Genomic DNA, 19883 nt, shown 5'->3' on the forward strand with positions numbered 1-19883 from the left:
TTAACAGAGTCTGCTACCACCTCAAATGGTGACAAGCTAACTATTAAGCAAACGCAAAAATGGGCGAAAAAGCTTGCTATCGCTCAACGTGCTAACAATAAAAAACGTGTTAAAGCAATTCACGCCAAAATTAAAAACACAAGATTAGACTTAATTCATAAATTTACCACCAAGCTAGTGCAGAGCAATGCCTTGATTGTGGTCGGTGATGTTAAATCACGCTCATTTACCAATAAAAAAACCAAACTGGCTAAATCAACATACGATGCAGGATGGTTTGAACTTAAACGACAACTGGAATATAAATGCAAGCATGCAGGTTGTCATTTTGAGATGGTAAGTGAGAGTTACACTACCCAGACCTGCTCGCACTGTCACAAAATAGGTGACAGTAGTCCAAAAGGTAGAGCAGGTCTTGGAATAAGAGGATGGAGGTGTGCTGAGTGTGGCACATGGCATGATAGAGATATCAATGCCGCTAAGAACATCCTTGCGGTCGGGCTTGACCGTCTAGCGGTAGGAATCCCCTCGGTTTAGCGAGGGGAGGAAGTCAACATGTCAAGACATTGAATCTTTAACAGTCATCAAATCGTTGCCCACAATCGAGGCTACTGAGCGCTAGCCTTAACATCAACGTGCTTGTCTGTCGTACTCAAGCAAGGCCAATGAGGCCTTAACTACTAGCACCTCAAATAGGATTTCTTCAAAAAACAAGGCGCATCAGTCTTATATTAATGCGCCTTAAATGAATGAAATGCCGTTCACGGTTGATATAGCAGCCTCAGTTTGAACTTATGGCAGTTTTACTTTGAGCGGACTATACAATAAACCTCAGTTCTGACCTTGTTTCATCATATGGCCACCTTGGTTCATATGCTGCGACTGCATTTGCTGTAGTTTCTGGCGTTGCTCAGGTGTCAGTACTTGTAGGATCGCATCGTGATTTTTTACCCCTGTACCACGATTGTTTTGTCGAATGGCCTGTATTTTAGCCTGTTGGTCGGCAGTTAGATTCAGCTGATTCCACGGACTTTGATGCATCATACGACCACCACTGCCTTGACTCATATGATGATTGCCACGGCCTTTATTCATATGGTGCTGGTTACGGCCCTGTTTTGTCATATGACCACCTTGACTCATATGCTGCGCCTGCATTTGCTGTAGTTTTTGACGCTGCTCAGGTGTCAGTACTTGTAGGATCGCATCGTGATTTTTTACCCCTGTACCACGATTGTTTTGTCTAATTGCTTGTATCTGAGCCTGCTGAGTGGGAGTCAGGTTGATACCGGCCATCATATTGTGTCTTTGCGGCTGCATTTGTCCTTGTGGCATAGCATTATGGCTTGGCGTGTTGCTTGTTGCGGTATCGACATTTGCACAGGCTGTTATTGCCAGTAAGCTAGATACCGCAACTACTGAGCCCATTATTATGTTTTTCATCATGTGGTCCTTATTTGCTTTAGAGATTTGTATTGGCTCATATGTTTTGTTTCACTCACTTTAATATATGAGTCCATAATTCTGATAAGCATGGCCTCGGAGGTCATCATTGACCTTGTACGAGCTATATATTACTAGTGTAAAAGAAATAGCGCTTAAGAACCTCAATGAAATATTAATAAAAGTAACAAGAGTGCATCATACGTGAACGATGCGCCCGTCTAGTAAGTCTTTGTGACAGCGCTACATAATGCCTACACTGATTACCTGCTAGGATTTATACGACGACCTCATTGTTGATAGCTTTGGTCCAGCGTCTTTGTTTATTATGGCAGCGAGAACACAGCTCATTAGGCTGTGCCAGATGGCTGACATTGCCACAATACATACAGGCATAGTAATGGTTGGCTTGTACTTGCGTAACCGCACTGTATTGCTTGGGGAATAGTGGCATGCCATAACGAGTGTCATCAAGAGGGTATAACAGCAAGCTAAAGTTTCCATCTGTCTCAAGTAAGCCTACCCGCACTTGACCCAAATGCTCCACACCTTGTCGCCGCATTTCACTAAAAAATTCATCGTGTGACATCTTGCCTTGTTTGATTTTTTCGAGCACCAATAAGCCGTTTTCGACGATATAGACTGGTTGACCTTCTAGTAAATACTCAAAAGGCTGATACTTCATCATAAACCAAGTAGATAGGCGATACAGCCCTATGACCACACTCATGATGATGATGGCTTGAATAATCGGTAAGTCCTCGGTGAACATGGGGTCACCGGCGATAGAGCCTAACGATAAAATAATAGTCAGCTCAAAGATAGACAGCTGACGCACGCCACGCTTACCCGTGAAACGCAAAAATACGATGATCATAACAAACATGATCGCAGCACGCAGGGCTACCTCAAAAGCAAAGCTTAAGGTAGTGTCATGGATAAAGATGCTCGCCCAATCCATAAGGTTTCATCCTTTTAAAAATCTAATATCGTTACTAGGGCGTGTCCTTAATTCAATCGAAGGATACCTAAATGGGCTAAAAATGGCTAAATCTTGCCAAACAGCGTTAAATAGCTAGGTAATATCCCGATATTATCTGCGCTATTTTCCTTGTTTGACGGCAATTTATCTCATTTTTATCTCCATTCTTAAAATGAGGACACGCCCTAGGATACTTTAAATGCTTTATTTTAATTTTAGAATATGAAGAGGTGGCCCTTTATCAAACGCAGCCAAGCCACATAGGTACTGATACAGTACATAAGTCAAAAACTTTATAAAAGGCGTTAAAGTAGTATATAGGAGAGGATGGAGCAAGCTTGAAACGCTAAGACTTGGTGATGTTTTATAAGATTGGCGGTGAAGGAGGAAGTCTAACTACGTTTTTAAGTTATTGATATAGTTGTAATTAATATATTGCAGCGAAGTATTAGACCATCAAATAGACCAACAGGCTTGTAGTATTGGATGCAAGGTAAATAACGGGATTTATCTCAGGTTTAATCGTAACTAAATATTACTTAGAATTTATATATATACAAGGTGTCGTTGTAAACTCAGCTGAAGTATATATTATCACCAAAAAATCAGTTTTTGATCTTGTCATATATTACCAACTAACTGAGCTATTTATAGTGGCTTAGACCCCACCTATCCTCATAAGCAATCTAAGTAATCTATATAGTTTTCTCAACAACACTTAATTCAAGTACCAATAAGCTTTGCTCCTGGGGTCTGAGCCGTATTTATTTGCACCCTCACTACCAGGTAAGAGAAACATAAAACCTAATATAATAAGAAATGGTGGGAACACAATACCTGGTACTAAGAGCCATGCGGTTCTATTTATATCGTGTAATCGTCGTGCCAATATACTAAAGCTAGACACTACAGCGAATGATAATATAATTAGTTTTACTATCTCTACTGGTGAAGCTGAAGCAACATCAGACATAGTAATAATGACACTAGAAGTTTTGATTATCACAAACATATTTATAACACTAAATATGTATAACCAAGCATTCGATGTTCTGGTTTTAAAGTCAAATGCTTTTGTGAATAGAGTTTTAAAGTAAGACTGGACGATTTTTATCGCAATATCTTTTTTCCCTAATATAAGAAGAACCAAGAAGCCACCAAAAAAAAGTATATTGATCATACGATTAAAACCTGTTTTGATAGTGTATTCTTAGAAGTTAACAATACACTAGTAGTCATTTTTTCTTATATTACATTATACTTATAACAAATTTCAACATAACAGTAATAAACAGGTAAAAAATTTCTTATTATTACTTCCTCTCACTAACATCTTGATCAACCAGCATCCGCAAGCTATGCATAAATGCCATTTGGAAGTTCTTATCACTTTTATATTTTTTGTAGAAATCTACCTCTCTACGTCTATCTGAAATAACAAGCTGATCAACGATGTTGAAAAATTCCATTTTACGTGCTTGCTCATCTTCGAGATTATTATATTTATATTTAAAGTCCTGATGCTCTTGAATACGCTTAACCAAGTTTACAAGCTTAAAGCGTTGCTCTTCAGGGGTTGCATGCCAGTTTTCAAACCAGCGCTCATTAAACTCTTCTACTATCTTATCTAATATATCCTCTGTAGTCTCAGGATCATAAACGCCTAGTGGATTGGTGTTAGATGGTGTCAGCTCACCCTCATCATCGGTGAGGGTGATTTTTTGCCCTAATGCCGTTCGCTCAATCGCGTAGGTATTGAGGTTGACCGATTCTAATAGCTCATCTAACGCTTTATCTTCCGTAGTTTGTACGTTTAGCTTCGGGATCAATGGTTTTAGTACCCAATATAGGCGCTCCCAATCGACCATGTTAAATGGGATGATTGCTGCGATTCTGCCATAGAGCTTAACGAACTGTTTGGCTTGCATCTTAAATTCGATCTTAGTTTCATCTGCTAGATTGAGCTCATCGTTAAAGCGATCGGCAAAAATATCTATCTTTGGCTCCAGCACTTCCATAGGCTCGTTACCAAAGAACAGGTCGGCATACTCTATAACTTCATGTGCCTCGTACACGCCTTTGCTATCTAGATTGTCTTTGATCTCATGCAAGACATTAATGTCAGTGGCTTCAGACAAGGTAGTCGCTGTGTAGTATCGATCAAATGCAGCTTTGATATCTGAGGTGGTGTTATAAAAGTCGAGTACAAATAAGTCCTCAGTCTTTTTGCCATACTTTGGCGCGGAGCGGTTGAGACGTGAGAGCGTCTGTACCGCTTGTACGCCTGCCAGTTTTTTATCGACATACATGGCGCTGAGCTTTGGCTGATCAAATCCAGTTAAGTATTTATTCGCCACCACGAGTAAGCGATATTCATCGGTATCAAAGGCGTCTTTGGTTTTAGACTCTTCAAAGCCATTCATACCAGATTCAGTATATTCAATACCGTCTACCTTTTTGCTGCCAGAGAAAGCAATGAGGATTTTAAACGGATTGCCTTTTTCTTTGAGGTGTTTGTTTAGGGCTTTGTAGTAACGTATCGCCATTGGGATATTTTGCGTGACGATCATGCCCTTGGCATGACCATTCAGACGGTTTTTGCCATAGACGTTATCAATAAAGTGATCAAGCATAATTTCAGCTTTGGTAGTGATGGTTTGCTCAGTATGCTCAGCATACGCTTTTAGCGCCTTTTGCGCTTTGTTGGTGTCAAACTTAGGATCTTCTGTAATGGTTTTTTGAATCTGATAATACGACTGGAACGTGGTGTAATTACTGATCACATCAAGAATAAAGCCTTCTTGAATGGCTTGCTTCATCGAGTACAAATCAAACGGCTCAAAGCTGCCATCGGCTTGCTTGATGCCAAATTTTTCAAGCGTGCTGTCTTTTGGTGTAGCGGTAAAACCAAAATAGCTGACATGCCCTTGCATCTTTCTAGCTTCAATGGCCTTATTAATTCTATCTTGGCTGTCCTCGTGCGCCTCTGCGTCGTTAGATTGATCAGTATCGTTGTCATCTTTTACTCCAAGCGCTTTATTCATATCATCGCTGACTGTACCGCCTTGTGAGCTGTGAGCTTCATCGATTAAGATAGCAAACTTTTTATCTGCCATTTCGCTGATCTCATCAAGTATCCATGGGAACTTAAAGATGGTAGTGATAATGATTTTTTTGCCAGATTCTAGCGCGTCACGTAGGTCAGCTGATCGCTCGGCATGAGCGATAATGCCTTTGACTTCGCTAAACTGGTTGATATTATCGCGGATTTGTTTGTCCAATAGCCTACGGTCGGTGACCACGATGACGGAGTCATAGAGCGGCTTTTGAATCTGTGTAGTATGGTATTGGTCATCATGACTTGGATTTTGGTACGCTTCGATCAGCTGATAGGCAAGCCATGTGATTGAGTTGGATTTGCCTGAACCTGCTGAGTGCTGGATCAGGTAACGCTTACCGACACCGTTTTCTTGCACGTCAGTCATAAGTCGTCTGACCACATTCATTTGATGATAGCGAGGGAAGTACAGCGTTTTGTCATTAAGCTTAGGGTTTTTGATGTCAGGGTCATCACAGCCTAAGCGTATGAAGTGGCTGAGTAAATTTACCAAGCTGTCCTGCGCCAATACCTCTTGCCATAAGTAAGCGGTCTTAAAGCCATCAGGATTAAGCGGGTTACCACTGCCGCCATTATTGCCTTTATTAAACGGCAAAAAAAACGTCTTAGCACCAGCTAGACGTGTGGTCATATAGACTTCTTGATTGTCTAAAGCAAAGTGTACCGCGCAGCGCGCGAAGTTAAATAACGGCTCTTTTGGGTCACGATCGTTTTGGTATTGCTTGAGGGCGTTAAACCGTGCCGTTTGGCTCTTATGGGTGCTTTTTAGCTCAAAGGTGATCAGGGCTAGACCATTGATAAACAGTACAAGGTCAATAGATTTGCGCGGCTCATTGGTTGAATAATGCACTTGGCGGGTAATGCTAAATAGATTGGTTTGGTAGTTGTCTTTGACTTTTTGACTACTACTGGCAAGCGGAGCAGGGTAGAGCAAATTAAAGGCGGCATCATCGACAGATAAGCCGTGTTTTAAGATATGTAGAATACCGTTTTTTTTGATGATACGATCAAGCCTATGCAAGATCTTATCTTGCCAGTCATTTGGGCTAAACTTGATTATTTTATCCAGCTCATCTTGCTGGGTGTCTTGCAGAAACTGCCAAAACAAAACCTTATCAATAGCAAAGCGTTTATCGAAGTCATTGGATGCGCCTTGGATATAACCCATGCTTACCATGCTATTCACAATATGGTCTTCAAGCTCACGTTCGCTAAACGTAGACGGTTGGTTTGCCATGTCAGATCCTTCTTTATTATTATCAATGTGATTGGGTAGAGCATGATCACGAATGTCTAAAACTATATCTCAATGTCTAAAATCACACCTGAATGTCTAAAATTAAGCTTAAATGTTTAAAAATCTGCCTGAATGTTTAAAAATCTGCCTGAATGTTTAAAAATCTGCCTGAATGTCTAAATAATACCAAGCCTTTTCACCTATCTGTTAGCTTCCAAGTCTTACCTCGTGCTGTGATCTTATTCTCTCTGCGTAAACTTTGTAGTAGGTTTCGTACTTTGGCTTTTTTTTGCTGCTCGGATAACACGTCTGGTAGCTTTTCAAAAAGTATCTCATCAAATACTGCCCGTTTCACTTCACCGAAGTCTTCAAGGCATTGCAAGATAATATCTTTATAATACTGATTATCAAACCCTTTGTTTTTAATGTAGCTTGCCATGTCGTCAGTTTGTTTTGCTATATGCTTGGCGATATGAAGGTTTGGTTTTCTACCTTCAATCAGCTGACGGTTTTTAAGATACTTAAACTCATGATCATCTAAAAGCTTACCCTTTTGTACTTTATCGAGTAGGATAATATCCTCAAGCGATAGATCAGGCGATTGTGCCAGCTTTTGCGCATAAGCGGGATCTAGCACTTTACCGTAAATGGTCACCTCAACCTTGTTGTTAGTCAAGTCGTACTCAGGCAACGGAAAGAACTTGTTGCGCTGAATCATAAACATCTTTTTGATGCCGCTACCGATGGTGTCGATCATGTTTAGGTTGACCATCGCATCAACCAAGAACTTATTGCGATAACGATGCTCAGGCGCGTCATCTTTGACCACCGCTTCAACACTGATAGGGATAAATCGACCTTCATTTTTTATGACTAGCCTGCCGTCCTCAAACTCCACTAAGCTCACGCGACCGCCGCGCGTGTAGTCTTGGTGGGCGATGGCATTGTTCAAGGACTCCCTGATTAGGTAGGGGGCATACTGATCCACTTCTTCAGGAAACAAGGTATTGCCTTGCATATAGCGATACTTGAGATTACGAACTTTACCGAATACTTCATCGACGGCCAGCAATAGCGGACAGCTAAAGTGTTCATAATCCTTCTCAACGCCGTCTTTATCTTTCAGTATCCAAGTGACTTTTGCAGAAGCGGGGTTAATTAAATACTCAGATTCGCTCTTGCCTAGTAATAAAATAGCGGCGCGGGTGATTTGTCCTTTGATGGTCAGCTTGGCTTTATCCAAGAACTTACGATCATCCCAATCTTTCATGTCTTCTTTAAGCTTGGGATTCTTGTCAGCAAATCTGAGACGTGCAAAGGCAATAGCATCAGGGTCGAGATCATCAATGCTGGCGTCCAAGATGGTGTGCCGACTCCAATCAACCTGCGATGGTGCGCGCATGGTCTCAAGCTCATTGAGATTTAACGCGCCAAGCGATGAGCCATCGCGCCCGTAGTAATGCCCGTCGAAGGCAATGGGCATGCCTTGCGGCGCGGCAGGTATCTGTAACAGCAGCACTCTGCCATTAGGGTGGGCGACTTCATGGACGTCAATAAACGTCACACGCCCTGTCATGCGATCCGCCACGTCTTTTTTTAGCTTATCTATAGCAGCGTCATCAGAATAAGCTTGTGTGCCGACGATGTGTTTATCATCATTGACGCCAAATACCAGCCACGCGCAATCCTTAGCCTTTAGGTTGGCTTCGTTGCTGAGCGCTGAGAAATATGTGCATAACTTCTTAAAGTCATACTGCGTCTTGGCTTCTTTGAACTCAACGACTTCGTTTTCGTTGGTCTCAAGCAGCTCGGCTAATTGGTTGATGGCATTGGGCATGAGGGTCACTTGGCTATTTGTGTTGGTGATAATAAGATTAGTTGACCTTTATCTTACCTGTCACCGCTTGGTTGATTAGGATGGTTTTATATTCTTTTAGGCGGTCGATTTGGGTTTTATAGCTTTGAATAGTTTCGTTGATTAGCTTCATTTTTAAATCCAGCTCTTGTACTATTTTTACTTGCTCATCTATAGGAGGTAGCCAAATATAAGTGCTTTTTAGAATAGATTGTGTGATGCTATAAACCTTTACGCCTTTAACTCTCTGTTGCACCTGTCCACGAAAAGCTCTTGAGTCTAATAGGTAGGCAACAAATCTAGAGTCAAAATCAATAATAGGTTTTGCGATAAGTGTGTGGTAGCCTGCAAAAACCTGCATCATCCCGTTAATATAACTAAAATTGCCTGATCCTGCGATGTCCTCAGAGGTATCAGCAAATACAAAATCGCCATTATTTAACAATGACTTATGATTTGTTTCTGTATATTTGTAATCAACATATTTAAGCGTATGTTCTGGAAGCAACTCAAAGCCGTATTTTGAATGAATTTCACCGTAGTTCAAACAAAGCACACCTTTATCGCGTAAGTCATCTTTAGTGATGTTTAGCCCTCTTTGGAACTTGAAAGAAAATCTAAACTTATTGATGATCCAATGTTCGGGTAGTGAGCCAACTCTATCAATACCGCTATCTTTCATCGGCACATCAGGGTTTAGCCCTTTGGTCACTGCATTTTGAATAACGATCTGCTTATATTCTTCAAGCTTGGCGATCTGCTGTTGTTTTAGGGTGATGGCTTGGTCGATTTGGGTTGTTTTATGTTCAATAAATTCAGTTATTTTTACCTGATCATTGTAAGGTGGTAGGGGTAGTTCTAATTTAGAAAAATCATTATATCTAAAATCCGTTGAACGTTCTCTTATCCCCTTAGCAAGAGAAAGTATGAAGCCACGTAAAGCCATACTACGCATGAAATACATGTAATAATACGGTGATATTTGATCAGGTTCTTTAGGAACGCATACTGAATAAACTGGTGTGGACTTTCCTTCAGAATCTGAAACGCCAATTGCACCTGCGAAAGCATCCATTTGATGAATAACTAAATCACCTTTTCGGATACCTTGGTAGCCATGTTCTTTTAATGCATTTGTAAATCCATCAGTTCTACGGTTAGACCTTAAAGTAACTTCGCCATCACGAAAGCAGGTAACGATTCCGTCATCTTCTCTAATAGGTCGATCCATTTTATTAAATAGCCACTTTCCTTTTTCAGTACGCCATCCCTCAGGAATCTCACCTAACCAATCAACACCGCTATCTTTATAGCTGTCATATCGCGGGTAATCTATTTGCGTTAAGTCATTTGTTATCTTTATTGTCATTATGCTTAGCTCCAATGTGGCACATATCTGGCAGACCGAGTACCCGCCGTTGGATCATACATTTTTATCACGCCAGCTTCGATGGCTTGCTTGATAACCCGACTGATCATCGCGCTGTTTTTTACCTCAATCCCAAATCGCTCTCGTAGCGTAGAGTTATTCATCGCTTCATGACTGATATATTTTAATGACGCATGCAGATAGCAGGCTCGAATACGTTCTTCTTTATCCAAATCCTTAAACTCTCGATGGGCAAACAAGGTTATCTTAGTAAATTCATCCGACATCTCAAACAAAGGGGCGGGCAGTTGATAAAACTCAGTCTCAGCGACGACTTTATCAATGCCAGAACCACGCTCTTCACAGATACCAATGCGCCGCATTAATGAGGCGATGCCCTCGTTGCGACTGCGTGGTGGCTTGTCCATCAATCGATCTATGGCAATCAAAGAAGAGCCTGGATTAATGATTTCGATACGGTGTTCATAGATTTCGATTAAAGGGCTTGTGCCAGTAATATTAAAGTCTTGATGAATTAAAGCATTGGCAACCAGTTCCCTTAATGCCAACTCAGGATACATGGGCGCTTCACGACGAAAAGTATCTTTGATGATCTCGTTGCTGGGTAAGATAAGCTTCAGACTTTCTATGACTCCTTCATAACCAATGGCATAGCCTTTATTTGAGGTAATTTCACGAACTGTTTTTAACTTGTTACTACCCTGATAAACGATGACACGTAACGCTTTGCGAGCTAACGATTTAAAATCAGACAACTTATGGGCGAATAATACCGCGCCTAAATTGGTAATATCCCACAGTCCAGAATCTGTCTTTTTGATAAGACTGTCATCAGCAAGAGCTTCCATAATAGCGTCATGGTTTTCGGGCAAGGGCGCATCAAGCAATTGGAAGTAACTGGCATAGTCGAGCAGACTCAGTACTTGCTCTTTACTCTGCTGGTGCATCGCAATTTGCTCTTCAAAAGGCGTTCTATCAAAAACGCGCCATAGCTCCCGTTCTTTTTCTGGAAAGTCGCGTAGCTTTTTGGTGTAAGAGCCTATTCTTACGTACTCCACTCCATCAAAACGCACAGGGGTGGTTGAGGCAGATTGGATCTCCAAAATAACAATGGGCTTGGCTTCAAGCTCAAATTCATAAAATCGAAAATTAAGTTTTGGTGTCAGCTTTTGTAGTAGCCAACTTTCTAGTTCTTGATTGTTCTTTCGTGTTTGGCTCGGCGTAAAGCGTGTGCCGACGACGTCATGACTTTTGTCATCAAGCCCCCAAACCATATAAGACTGCTTTTTGCCGATAAGCGCTGATGTATTGGATAAGGCGGAGATGTTTTTCCCTATCATATCAGGATCTTCATTATTTACCTTAAACTCTACCCATTCGGTCTCACTCGGTAGTTTTGCCAACTCAACCGTCAAAGATTGTAATTTATCAATTTTTTCAAACATAGCTTTCTCTTTATTAATAGGTGTCAGTCAAGCAGCGCTCAAGCAAATTAGACAAGCACAAGCCCTTATATTTATAGGCTTAGCCACTAATATTTAGTGACTTACTACCCTGTCAGTCAAGCAACGGTCAAGCAAATTAGATAGGCGCAAGCCCTTATGTTTACTGGCTTTCTTAACCCTATTGAATGAAATAACACCCTGTCAGTCAAGCAACAGTCAAGCAAATCAATGATGAGTCAATATGGCTTGAATCAAGCCATCTGCCTGCTGTTCTAGCTCAACCAACTCGCCTGCAACCTCGTTTAGTGAGCGTAGCGGCTTGTGCTGATAAAAGTATTTATTGAAGCTGATCTCATAGCCGATCTTGACGCTATCACCGTCGATCCATGCCTCATCGACGTGCGGCTTGACCTCATTTAGATAATACTCATGAATGCTATCCCCAAGCGGTATCGATTCAGAATCGCGCAGATCTGAGTTTGATTCATAGGTAACGTACTGATTGGGTTTGGCATCTTCAATCCCCACGCTTGTGGCAGGATAATAGCCAAAGTCTGGTAAGTCGTCCACGCTACAATCTAAGTGCGCCAACAGATCGTCCAGCTTTTCAGTTTTAAAGGTGCTTATAGATTTGATCACCTTTTCACCAGTCTTATCATACCAGCTGACTGCATTGAGGATTTGCTTTAGCTCACTGGCTTTGAGCTTAATATCATTGGCTTTGAGTGTGCTTTTGACCAAGTTAGTAAAAATATTAAAGTCAGTATAGAGCGTGTCGGCGCTGTACTCTGTACTTATGTCATCGCTGATGGCATCACGAATGACGGTAGCGTGGTTCAATATATCAAGCTGATCTTGCCATGTACTAAAGTTAATCAGCTTTTTACGTTGATTGGCAGACAGTCCAAACGCTTCTTTTTCTGACCACTCCTTTAGCACGTCTTTTTGACTGGTAAAGAAAGCTTTATCGTAGAGCTCGTCACCAAACTCATCGTACACTTGGCTCATTGCCTCATGGATTTGATTATCAAAGCGTAAGCTTGCGATGAGATCATCACGCATTTGCGCATGACGACGGTCGGGGCGCTCGATACTGACCTTATAATAGCCAAAGTCTTGGTTATCAAATACTTGGCTTGCAATACCGACAGGATCGCCTTTGTCGTTGAAGTCATCGGGCTGACGTTCAATAGTTGCCATATCAAGATAAGCTTGAGTGATAGCTTGAATATCGTCTGGGCTAAACTCACAGTTTTTATCGCCTAAGTTTTTACGTAGCTTACGATACATTTGACTGGCATCGATCAGCTGCACCTTGCCTTGGCGTGATGTGGGTTTGTTATTTGATAACAGCCAAATATAAGTGGTAATGCCCGTGTTATAAAACAGATTGTTAGGCATCTGAATGATGGCTTCTAAATAGTCGTTTTCGATAATGTAGCGGCGAATATTGCTCTCGCCTGATCCTGCATCCCCTGTGAATAGACTGGAGCCGTTATGTACCGAAGCAATGCGGGAGCCTTGGCTACCGCTATCGGTCGATTTCATCTTATCGACCATTTCCATTAAGAATAACAGCTGACCATCGCTTGAGCGCGGCGTAGCAGGATCGGTGTTGACCTTGCCCCAGTAGTCCGCCAGTTTTACGGTAAAGCGGCTATCAGCCACCTCTTTGCCATCCATGATGTCTTTTTTGTCATTTGACCAGCTTTTGCCGTATGGTGGGTTGGACAACATATAGTCAAAATGCTTACCTGCAAACTCATCAGACGATAGGGTGGAGCCGACCTTGATGTTTTCAGGGTTATTGCCCTTGATCATCATATCCGACTTGCAGATGGCATAAGTCTCATCGTTGATCTCTTTACCGTAGAGATAAATACTGCGATCAAAGCCTTCGCTTGGGTATTTTTCAATGATGAAGTTCTGTGACTCAGTGAGCATACCGCCGCTACCACAGGCAGGATCATATACAGTGATGCTTGGCGGTAAGTTACCTTGTAGTGGGTCAAAGATAAGATGCGTCATCAGCTCGATGACTTCACGCGGGGTAAAGTGTTCGCCTGCCTCTTCGTTGTTCTCTTCATTGAATTTGCGGATCAGCTCTTCAAACACATAGCCCATGCCTAAGTTGGTTAAGCCTTGGATTTTGTTACCATCAGGATCGGTTTTTTCATGGGGTGAAAAGTTGCGATAAGGGGAGACAAACTGTTTGATCACACCATATAAAACTCCTTTTTTAGCCATATGCTCAAATTGAGTGTACAAATCAAAGCATCTGATAATCTCTTTGACGTTGTCGCTATAGCCGTATAGATACTCTTCAAGGTTTGCCAATAAAATGGATGGAGTATTACTGACCGTTTCGCTCAGACTTTTTAGCGTCCATTTGCTGGTGTTATAAAACACGTAGCCTGACGCATCCTTTAGCCCGTCTTCGTCTACTTCTTCAAAACCTGCTTCTGCTTGAAACGCGACCTCCTCTAGTACCTTGTCTTTGGTCGGCTCAAGTAAGCTATCCAAGCGGCGCAGCACCACCATAGGTAAGATAACGTCACGATACTTACCTCGGACGTAAACGTCTCGCAGGTAGTCATCAGCGATAGACCAGATAAAAGAGATCAGTTTGTTATGAACGGTTTGCAATTGCTTGTGGGCGGGTTGACTCATGGAATGGCTCGGTCTAAATAATGGAATGTTCAAACTGTCTAGTATAAGGAGTTGGCTTGTTATAAAGCAAATATTGATTTTTGCTTGGTTGATACCTATGTATGCCTTAGCGATTGAAATCGTAATAATATTATTCAATTACAGGTTATAAGGAAAGTACGATGGGTGATCCTCGCGGTGATGACTATATGGAAGGTTATTATGAGCTTACACCAGAAGAGCAACAGCTTGAAGATGATATTACTGAACAAATGGCAAAGCAGGGTTTAACCCATAATGACTTTGAGGGAGAAGTGCCTTTTGGAGCATTTGTTGATTTAAAGCGATAAAATTCTTGTCGGTGTTAGACAAAGAGCCTTTCCCAAAAACTGTGTAACTGCTTATAATCCAATAACAGGAGAATAAGCAATGACTAACCAAACTGACATCAAGAAACTAGCTGAGCAAATGGCTGGTAGCATGAAAAGCTTTGATGACATCAAAGACTTCCAAAAGCAGCTCATGCAATCCTTTATCGATACTGCCTTAGAGGCTGAGATGGAAGATCATCTCGGCTACCCCAAGCATGAGAAAGCAGATAAACCAAACAAGCGCAACGGCCACACTAAAAAGACAGTCCGCAGTGATACAGGCGATCTTGAGATATCCACCCCAAGAGACCGCGGTGGCAGCTTTGAGCCTGTACTCGTTAGTAAGCATCAAACTCGTATCTCAGGGCTTAACCGTGTTCTTTGGTTATCCTAAAGACATCAGAAAAGCCATTTATACGACCAATGCTATTGAATCATTAAATAGCGTGATTCGTACAGCTGTGAATAAGCGTAAGATATTTCCATCAGACAAGGCGGCGTTTAAGGTTGTCTATCTAGCAACTCAGCAGGCTTCTAAAAAGTAGTCGATGCCCATCCGTAACTGGACGTCTGCTCTTAATCGCTTTATGATTATGTTCGATGAGCGCGTTAGTAAGCATTTAATCTAAATTGCAGTTACACAGAATTCGGGATGGGCTCTTACCAACTTTGGAATTCATATTTTTTGATAACAGCATCCCAATTAGCATAGAACGTTTCACTAATGACATTACCTTGATTGTCAAGCGTATATCTTGTAATACTGCTTTCGTGTGGTTTACTAGCATCAGTGTATTGATACATATTTATTTTACCTTCTTTGTAGTAGCAATCATCGTAGTATGCGTCGCTCCAAGTTTGAATATTAGGCGCATCGTACTTAGGTTCCACGATAAAATTACCAGATTTATCGATAACACCCCATTTACCAGTCTCATAGTCACCCACTCGAACGGCTGCTAAACCCTCTGAAAAATTACAAGCACGATCCCATTTTGCTTTAATTGAGATATTGCCATTGGTATCAACAAAACCATATTGACTGCCATTATTCCAGTGATTACTTTCAGTATACTGAGCCAATCCATCTGAATAAGAGTGAAGAAAGTTAAATTTAAAAGGAACAATAGTTTTTCCTGATTGATCAATAGCTCCATATTTCTCTTTCAAGCTTACGACTGCCAACCCGTCTTGAAATGCTTCTGCTGACTGATACTGATAGGGAATGATAAGTTCTCGTTGCTTATTCATATATCCATACTTACCATTACGATAAACAGCCACTAGCCCTTCACTAAAGCTCTTATAGTCAGTATCCATACCTGTATCATTAGCTTCATGCTCAACAGGAATAACCAATCGACCCTTGTTATCAATAAAGCCCTGAAGATTTTTATAGCTTAGATTGCCTTCTTCATCGTAGCCCTTTTTTATTTTTCCAACATAAGCTAAACCATCAGAAAACTCTCCACAAGCCTCAAACAGACCAGTAGGAACCACCACTTCACCCAAACTATTTTTGTAGCCACAATCCCAGCTGTCTGTTGACTCTTCATAAAAACGCTGCAAATCTGCATTTGCAACTGAGCAGTACATCAAACTTAATAGACTAGCACTCACTGTTTTTAAAAAACTTTTATTCATTGATATTCCTACGTTTTTTATTGTTAAGGCTATTATTTTGTCCATCCATTTTTATCTTCTATATATAGCAATACTGCTAACCCCCCTTCATAGTGGTCAGGAATATACCCTCTATTATCAGTATAGTACTCTGCACCTTCTATAAAGCGATTTGATCTATCTGCAGACCAACCAAAACCCATAGAAAGCCCTCTATTTCGTCCTTGATCATCATAAGTCCAGCCTCTTTTGGCGTAGTACTTAATGTCATGGGTACCCTCATAACGATAAGAGTCAGGAATATCTCTCCATTGTTTAGATAAGGCGATAAACCCATTGCAATAGATATCACCTTTACATTCGGATACATTCGGTGCAGTTTTTGGATTATTATAAGTATTCATCATCTCAGGCAGTCCTGCGAAACTATAAGTACTGCTGATTGCCAAAATTAATGTCAGACATATTTTTTTCATATAACACCCCTTAATAGATAGTTGTTTGGTATTACTATCGTCTAAATCTATTTCTATTGCAATGACTCGAGAGTCCTGTGCGACATTAAATGACGCATCTGTAGGATTTAACTAAAAAATTCTTAAATTGACAAATAAAATGTAATTTCAAAGAGCAGATAAAAAGAGGTTTTCAGCTGGAATAGCTCAGTCTTTTGCACAGATGGGTACAACATGAGTGAATATGAAAAAAATGCAGCGAGCTGTACAACCTATCAAAGTCTCTTAAATAGTCAAATTATGTCTGACACGACATATAATGTCGTAAAGAAAATCTACATACTATGCAATAGAAAATTATTTTGGTAATCTCAATCAAAGGTAAAAAACAAACGTATGTATACACTATTTAATTGAGGAGATAGTAATGATTATTGCACTAAGAGGTTACGGTACATTTATTTACGCTGGTACAGTAGCAAAGGATACTTATGAGTATTTCGAAGATGAAGATATTTACTTACAGGAATACGCTGAGTATTTAGACGACCCTGAATCAAGTAACTTACAAATACCTAAAGAGCACGATTTTGTTGATGGTGGTTGTCTGTATGATGTGGATAATTTGTGGTGTATATCAGGCGCAGAATTAACTAGTTATTGTATTTTGAGTGTAGATTTAGAGAATGGAGATGATGATTGGGAATGCGACCTTGATTTAGATACCTTAGAAGAGCTCGGAATTAAGACAACGTGCATTAGCTCCTCTATTAGGATGATAAATGATTTACCTTCAGGTACTGCTGTATTCATGGCTAGGGAAACTACTGAAGGGCTACAGTTTGAAGAAAATATGATTATATCTAGTAGTAGTGATTTTGACCCAACCAAGCTAGAACTTTACTATCATGAGTATATGGATACGTCCATAGTCAAATATATAAAGTACGATGGAAGAGAGTATTTTGGTAGTAACTCTGAATGGGATGCAAAAGATAAAGAGTTTAAATGGTACTTGCGTGATTAACAGTTATATAGATTTCACACAGTGGCTTTCATTAAAAACTCATAAAATTAGGTTATAGATAAATATGTTAACTAAGAAAACCACTACTCGTGGAGATAACTATAATGAACTACTCAGTTTGGCTAAGTCTAAAAATCTGACACTTAGACGTGCTAATAAATCAGGTGAAATTCCTATGAGGTTCGAGGTTGTTCGTAGAGGCGCTTCAAAAAATGAGCAACCTTTTATTGATAATTTAACACCTGAGCAAGTCAATAATAATAGTCCATTAAGTGAGGGCTTCACCTTAAAACAGTTTATTAGCCAGTTTAAAACAGTATGTCCCAAGGGAACCATCTAAAAAGGCTCATTAATCTACTTATAGTGGATTAATGAGTAGTGATCAGTTTAGGTATTTTCTTAGCCACATCAGCGATCAGATGCCGTGAGCACTTAGCCATTTTTTGAATATCAGAATAGCTATGACCTGATTTGAGCAGACTAGCGATAATCTTGCGCTTTTCGGTATCTTTTCTACGTCCTGAATACTTACCTTTTGCTTTAGCTCGAGCAATACCTTGCATTTGACGGTTACGGCGATCCTCATAATCTTTTCGAGCAATGGCTGCAAGCATATCCAGCATCATCGAGTTAATGGCCTGTAATACACTGCTCATAAATTCAGTGCTGCTTTCAGGTTGAAGCGCCATAGATGAGGTGGGTAGCTCTTTTGATACGATAGATAGTTTCTTTTCTGATAGCATTCTTTTGAGAGTGTCCCAATCAGCTTGGTTCAAACGCGCTAAGCGATCAATCTGCTCAACTAAGATAACATCGCCCTTATGAGCATCTTCGATCAGCTGCATCAGCTTTGGGTGTACCAGTGTTGCTCCTGATTCATTCTCGACATAGAATGCCGCAATCTTGTGGCCATGATCGTCGGCAAATGCTATAAGCTCGCTTTTGGCACGCTTAGCGTCCTGTTCTTTGGTAGACGCTCGTAGATACGCTCTAATAAACATAAACACCTAAAATAGTCTGTTATAAGTGGTTCCATTATACCAGTCTGTTATAAGTGGTCTGTTAATAGGTTTGAAGGGTGAAATAAGTGGTTCCCTTGGGGTATACTCATGTAGAACTGCATGTAATAACACTAATTTGGACTTTGATAATGAAAAAGGATAAACCATACATTGTTGTGGTTTAATATTGTTGTAACAACGGTAACTTTACTTATTTAATAGAAGAAAAAACAAAATCAATTAGCGATGTTTAAACTGGTATTCATTGATGGTCACTTTAATTAGATATAAAGTAAGTAAACAAAAAGTCAGTAAGGTAATTGATAACGTGTCTAAACGAACCATAAGTATGTTGGCTAAAGAACTGAGTGTAAATGTCGAAACAATTCGCTTTTATGAACGCAAAGGCTTAATTAAACAACCACCAAAGCCTATGCAGGGCTATAGACATTACCCGAAAGAAACGGTAAATAGAATACATTTTATCAAGCGTTCTCAAGAATTAGGTTTTACGCTAAATGAGATTGAAGGGTTACTTGCGTTAAACGATAGTCCATGTAGTAAAGTACAAGAATTAGCTAATAAAAAACTGATCGCAGTACAAAAAAAGATGGCTGACTTGTTGTTGTTAGAACACGCTTTGGAAGAACATTTAGGACAATGCCAAAATAATGATGACGATAGCCACTGCCCAATAATTGATTCGTTGCAACCGAAGTAAATGATTCACTTAACTACCATTTCCCACTAAAACAGCATATCCAATTTTACTTCTGCGCCTTAATTCAAGTTAGCTTATTCCCCGTATCTGTCGTAGCAGATTATCAAAGATAAATTTTTTATAAATCACCCTTGACTCCGTACTTAGGTACATGCAATACACTTGCATTATCTAATGAGGTATCTATATGAATCAAAAAGAATCAAACCTTCCAATGATAGGAGGCATCATAGCAGCATTAGGCGCAGGCGTATGCTGTGTAGGTCCTTTGCTCCTGTTATTACTTGGGGTAAGTGGCTCATGGATTGGTAATTTAACTGCATTTGAACCCTATAGGCCATTATTTATCGCATTTGTAGTGTTGTTGTTTGGTTACTCAGGTTGGAAAATTTACCGTCCTGTAGAAGAGTGTGAGCCGGGAACGGCCTGTGCAATTCCTAAGAAACAGCAACAACGAAAAGTCATTTTCTGGCTGAGCGCTATAGTTGCGACAATTTTAGTGACCAGTAATTATTGGATACTTTTGTTTGCTTAATATACAGATCAAGAAATTTATAACATTTTAA

The 19883-nt window shown here is 40.4% G+C and carries 18 protein-coding genes and 1 pseudogene; 8 read left to right on the top strand and 11 right to left on the bottom strand.

Annotated elements, in window-relative coordinates:
* Nucleotides 1-537, top strand: a 537-nt coding sequence (locus tag J3492_RS05255) for an RNA-guided endonuclease InsQ/TnpB family protein (protein ID WP_207990637.1), incomplete at its 5' end; no start/stop codon positions are given.
* A 294-nt stretch (nucleotides 538-831) separates the two neighbouring features.
* On the opposite strand, the gene J3492_RS05260 is transcribed toward J3492_RS05255, so the two are convergent.
* The 8 genes from J3492_RS05260 to J3492_RS05295 all read right to left on the bottom strand — a co-directional run bounded on the left by J3492_RS05260 (nucleotide 832) and on the right by J3492_RS05295 (nucleotide 14140).
* Nucleotides 832-1443 (bottom strand): hypothetical protein, encoded by a 612-nt coding sequence (locus J3492_RS05260; RefSeq protein WP_207990639.1) that lies wholly within the window; start codon nucleotides 1441-1443, stop codon nucleotides 832-834.
* 277 nt (nucleotides 1444-1720) lie between these two features.
* Nucleotides 1721-2404 carry a DUF421 domain-containing protein gene (locus J3492_RS05265; protein WP_207990641.1) on the bottom strand — a complete coding sequence of 228 codons (684 nt, stop codon included), beginning with the start codon at nucleotides 2402-2404 and terminating at the stop codon, nucleotides 1721-1723.
* Between the two features lie 739 nt (nucleotides 2405-3143).
* The gene (locus J3492_RS13485) at nucleotides 3144-3605 is read right to left on the bottom strand and encodes a DUF805 domain-containing protein (protein ID WP_207990644.1); all 462 of its coding nucleotides are present in this window, start codon (nucleotides 3603-3605) and stop codon (nucleotides 3144-3146) included.
* Nucleotides 3606-3738: 133 nt separating this feature from the next.
* A complete protein-coding gene (locus tag J3492_RS05275; RefSeq protein ID WP_207990646.1) occupies nucleotides 3739-6780 on the bottom strand; it encodes a type I restriction endonuclease subunit R in 3042 nt (1013 codons plus the stop codon).
* A gap of 196 nt (nucleotides 6781-6976) precedes the next feature.
* Nucleotides 6977-8617 carry an RNA-binding domain-containing protein gene (locus J3492_RS05280; protein ID WP_207990648.1) on the bottom strand — a complete coding sequence of 547 codons (1641 nt, stop codon included), beginning with the start codon at nucleotides 8615-8617 and terminating at the stop codon, nucleotides 6977-6979.
* Nucleotides 8618-8654: 37 nt separating this feature from the next.
* Nucleotides 8655-10004 carry a restriction endonuclease subunit S gene (locus J3492_RS05285; RefSeq protein WP_207990650.1) on the bottom strand — a complete coding sequence of 450 codons (1350 nt, stop codon included), beginning with the start codon at nucleotides 10002-10004 and terminating at the stop codon, nucleotides 8655-8657.
* Between the two features lie 5 nt (nucleotides 10005-10009).
* Nucleotides 10010-11470 carry an ATP-binding protein gene (locus J3492_RS05290; RefSeq protein ID WP_207990652.1) on the bottom strand — a complete coding sequence of 487 codons (1461 nt, stop codon included), beginning with the start codon at nucleotides 11468-11470 and terminating at the stop codon, nucleotides 10010-10012.
* Nucleotides 11471-11695: 225 nt separating this feature from the next.
* Nucleotides 11696-14140, bottom strand: coding sequence for a type I restriction-modification system subunit M (locus J3492_RS05295; protein WP_207990654.1), 2445 nt, complete (start codon nucleotides 14138-14140; stop codon nucleotides 11696-11698).
* Nucleotides 14141-14301: 161 nt separating this feature from the next.
* On the opposite strand from J3492_RS05295, the gene J3492_RS05300 reads away from it, so the two are divergent.
* The 3 genes and pseudogenes from J3492_RS05300 to J3492_RS13495 form a co-directional block, all read left to right on the top strand.
* On the top strand, nucleotides 14302-14469 hold the full coding sequence (locus tag J3492_RS05300; protein ID WP_207990656.1) for a hypothetical protein: 168 nt from the start codon (nucleotides 14302-14304) through the stop codon (nucleotides 14467-14469).
* 130 nt (nucleotides 14470-14599) lie between these two features.
* Nucleotides 14600-14884 (top strand): transposase, encoded by a 285-nt coding sequence (locus J3492_RS13490; protein ID WP_424108386.1) that lies wholly within the window; start codon nucleotides 14600-14602, stop codon nucleotides 14882-14884.
* Nucleotides 14859-15119: pseudogene (locus J3492_RS13495) on the top strand (transposase); the annotation flags it as partial. The gene J3492_RS13490 and the pseudogene J3492_RS13495, both read left to right, overlap by 26 nt.
* 31 nt (nucleotides 15120-15150) lie before the next feature.
* Here the strand turns inward: J3492_RS13495 and J3492_RS05310 are convergent.
* The gene (locus tag J3492_RS05310; RefSeq protein ID WP_198335622.1) at nucleotides 15151-16134 is read right to left on the bottom strand and encodes a WG repeat-containing protein; all 984 of its coding nucleotides are present in this window, start codon (nucleotides 16132-16134) and stop codon (nucleotides 15151-15153) included.
* Nucleotides 16135-16166: 32 nt separating this feature from the next.
* A complete protein-coding gene (locus J3492_RS05315; protein ID WP_207990658.1) occupies nucleotides 16167-16589 on the bottom strand; it encodes a hypothetical protein in 423 nt (140 codons plus the stop codon).
* A gap of 406 nt (nucleotides 16590-16995) precedes the next feature.
* Here J3492_RS05315 and J3492_RS05320 point away from each other — a divergent pair, with 406 nt between their 5' ends.
* Both J3492_RS05320 and J3492_RS05325 read left to right on the top strand, forming a co-directional pair.
* On the top strand, nucleotides 16996-17595 hold the full coding sequence (locus J3492_RS05320) for a hypothetical protein (RefSeq protein WP_207990660.1): 600 nt from the start codon (nucleotides 16996-16998) through the stop codon (nucleotides 17593-17595).
* Between the two features lie 64 nt (nucleotides 17596-17659).
* Nucleotides 17660-17935, top strand: coding sequence for a hypothetical protein (locus tag J3492_RS05325; RefSeq protein ID WP_207990662.1), 276 nt, complete (start codon nucleotides 17660-17662; stop codon nucleotides 17933-17935).
* Between the two features lie 28 nt (nucleotides 17936-17963).
* On the opposite strand, the gene J3492_RS05330 is transcribed toward J3492_RS05325, so the two are convergent.
* Complete coding sequence (locus tag J3492_RS05330) at nucleotides 17964-18596, bottom strand: recombinase family protein (protein ID WP_207990664.1); 633 nt, start codon at nucleotides 18594-18596, stop codon at nucleotides 17964-17966.
* Between the two features lie 328 nt (nucleotides 18597-18924).
* On the opposite strand from J3492_RS05330, the gene merR reads away from it, so the two are divergent.
* Both merR and J3492_RS05340 read left to right on the top strand, forming a co-directional pair.
* Nucleotides 18925-19317, top strand: a complete 393-nt coding sequence (merR, locus tag J3492_RS05335) for an Hg(II)-responsive transcriptional regulator (RefSeq protein WP_286130766.1) — start codon at nucleotides 18925-18927, stop codon at nucleotides 19315-19317.
* Between the two features lie 187 nt (nucleotides 19318-19504).
* Nucleotides 19505-19852 (top strand): mercuric transporter MerT family protein, encoded by a 348-nt coding sequence (locus J3492_RS05340; protein ID WP_016899520.1) that lies wholly within the window; start codon nucleotides 19505-19507, stop codon nucleotides 19850-19852.
* Nucleotides 19853-19883: the final 31 nt, after the last annotated feature.

The organism is Psychrobacter coccoides (assembly GCF_017498085.1).
Classification (GTDB): Bacteria; Pseudomonadota; Gammaproteobacteria; order Pseudomonadales; family Moraxellaceae; genus Psychrobacter; species Psychrobacter coccoides.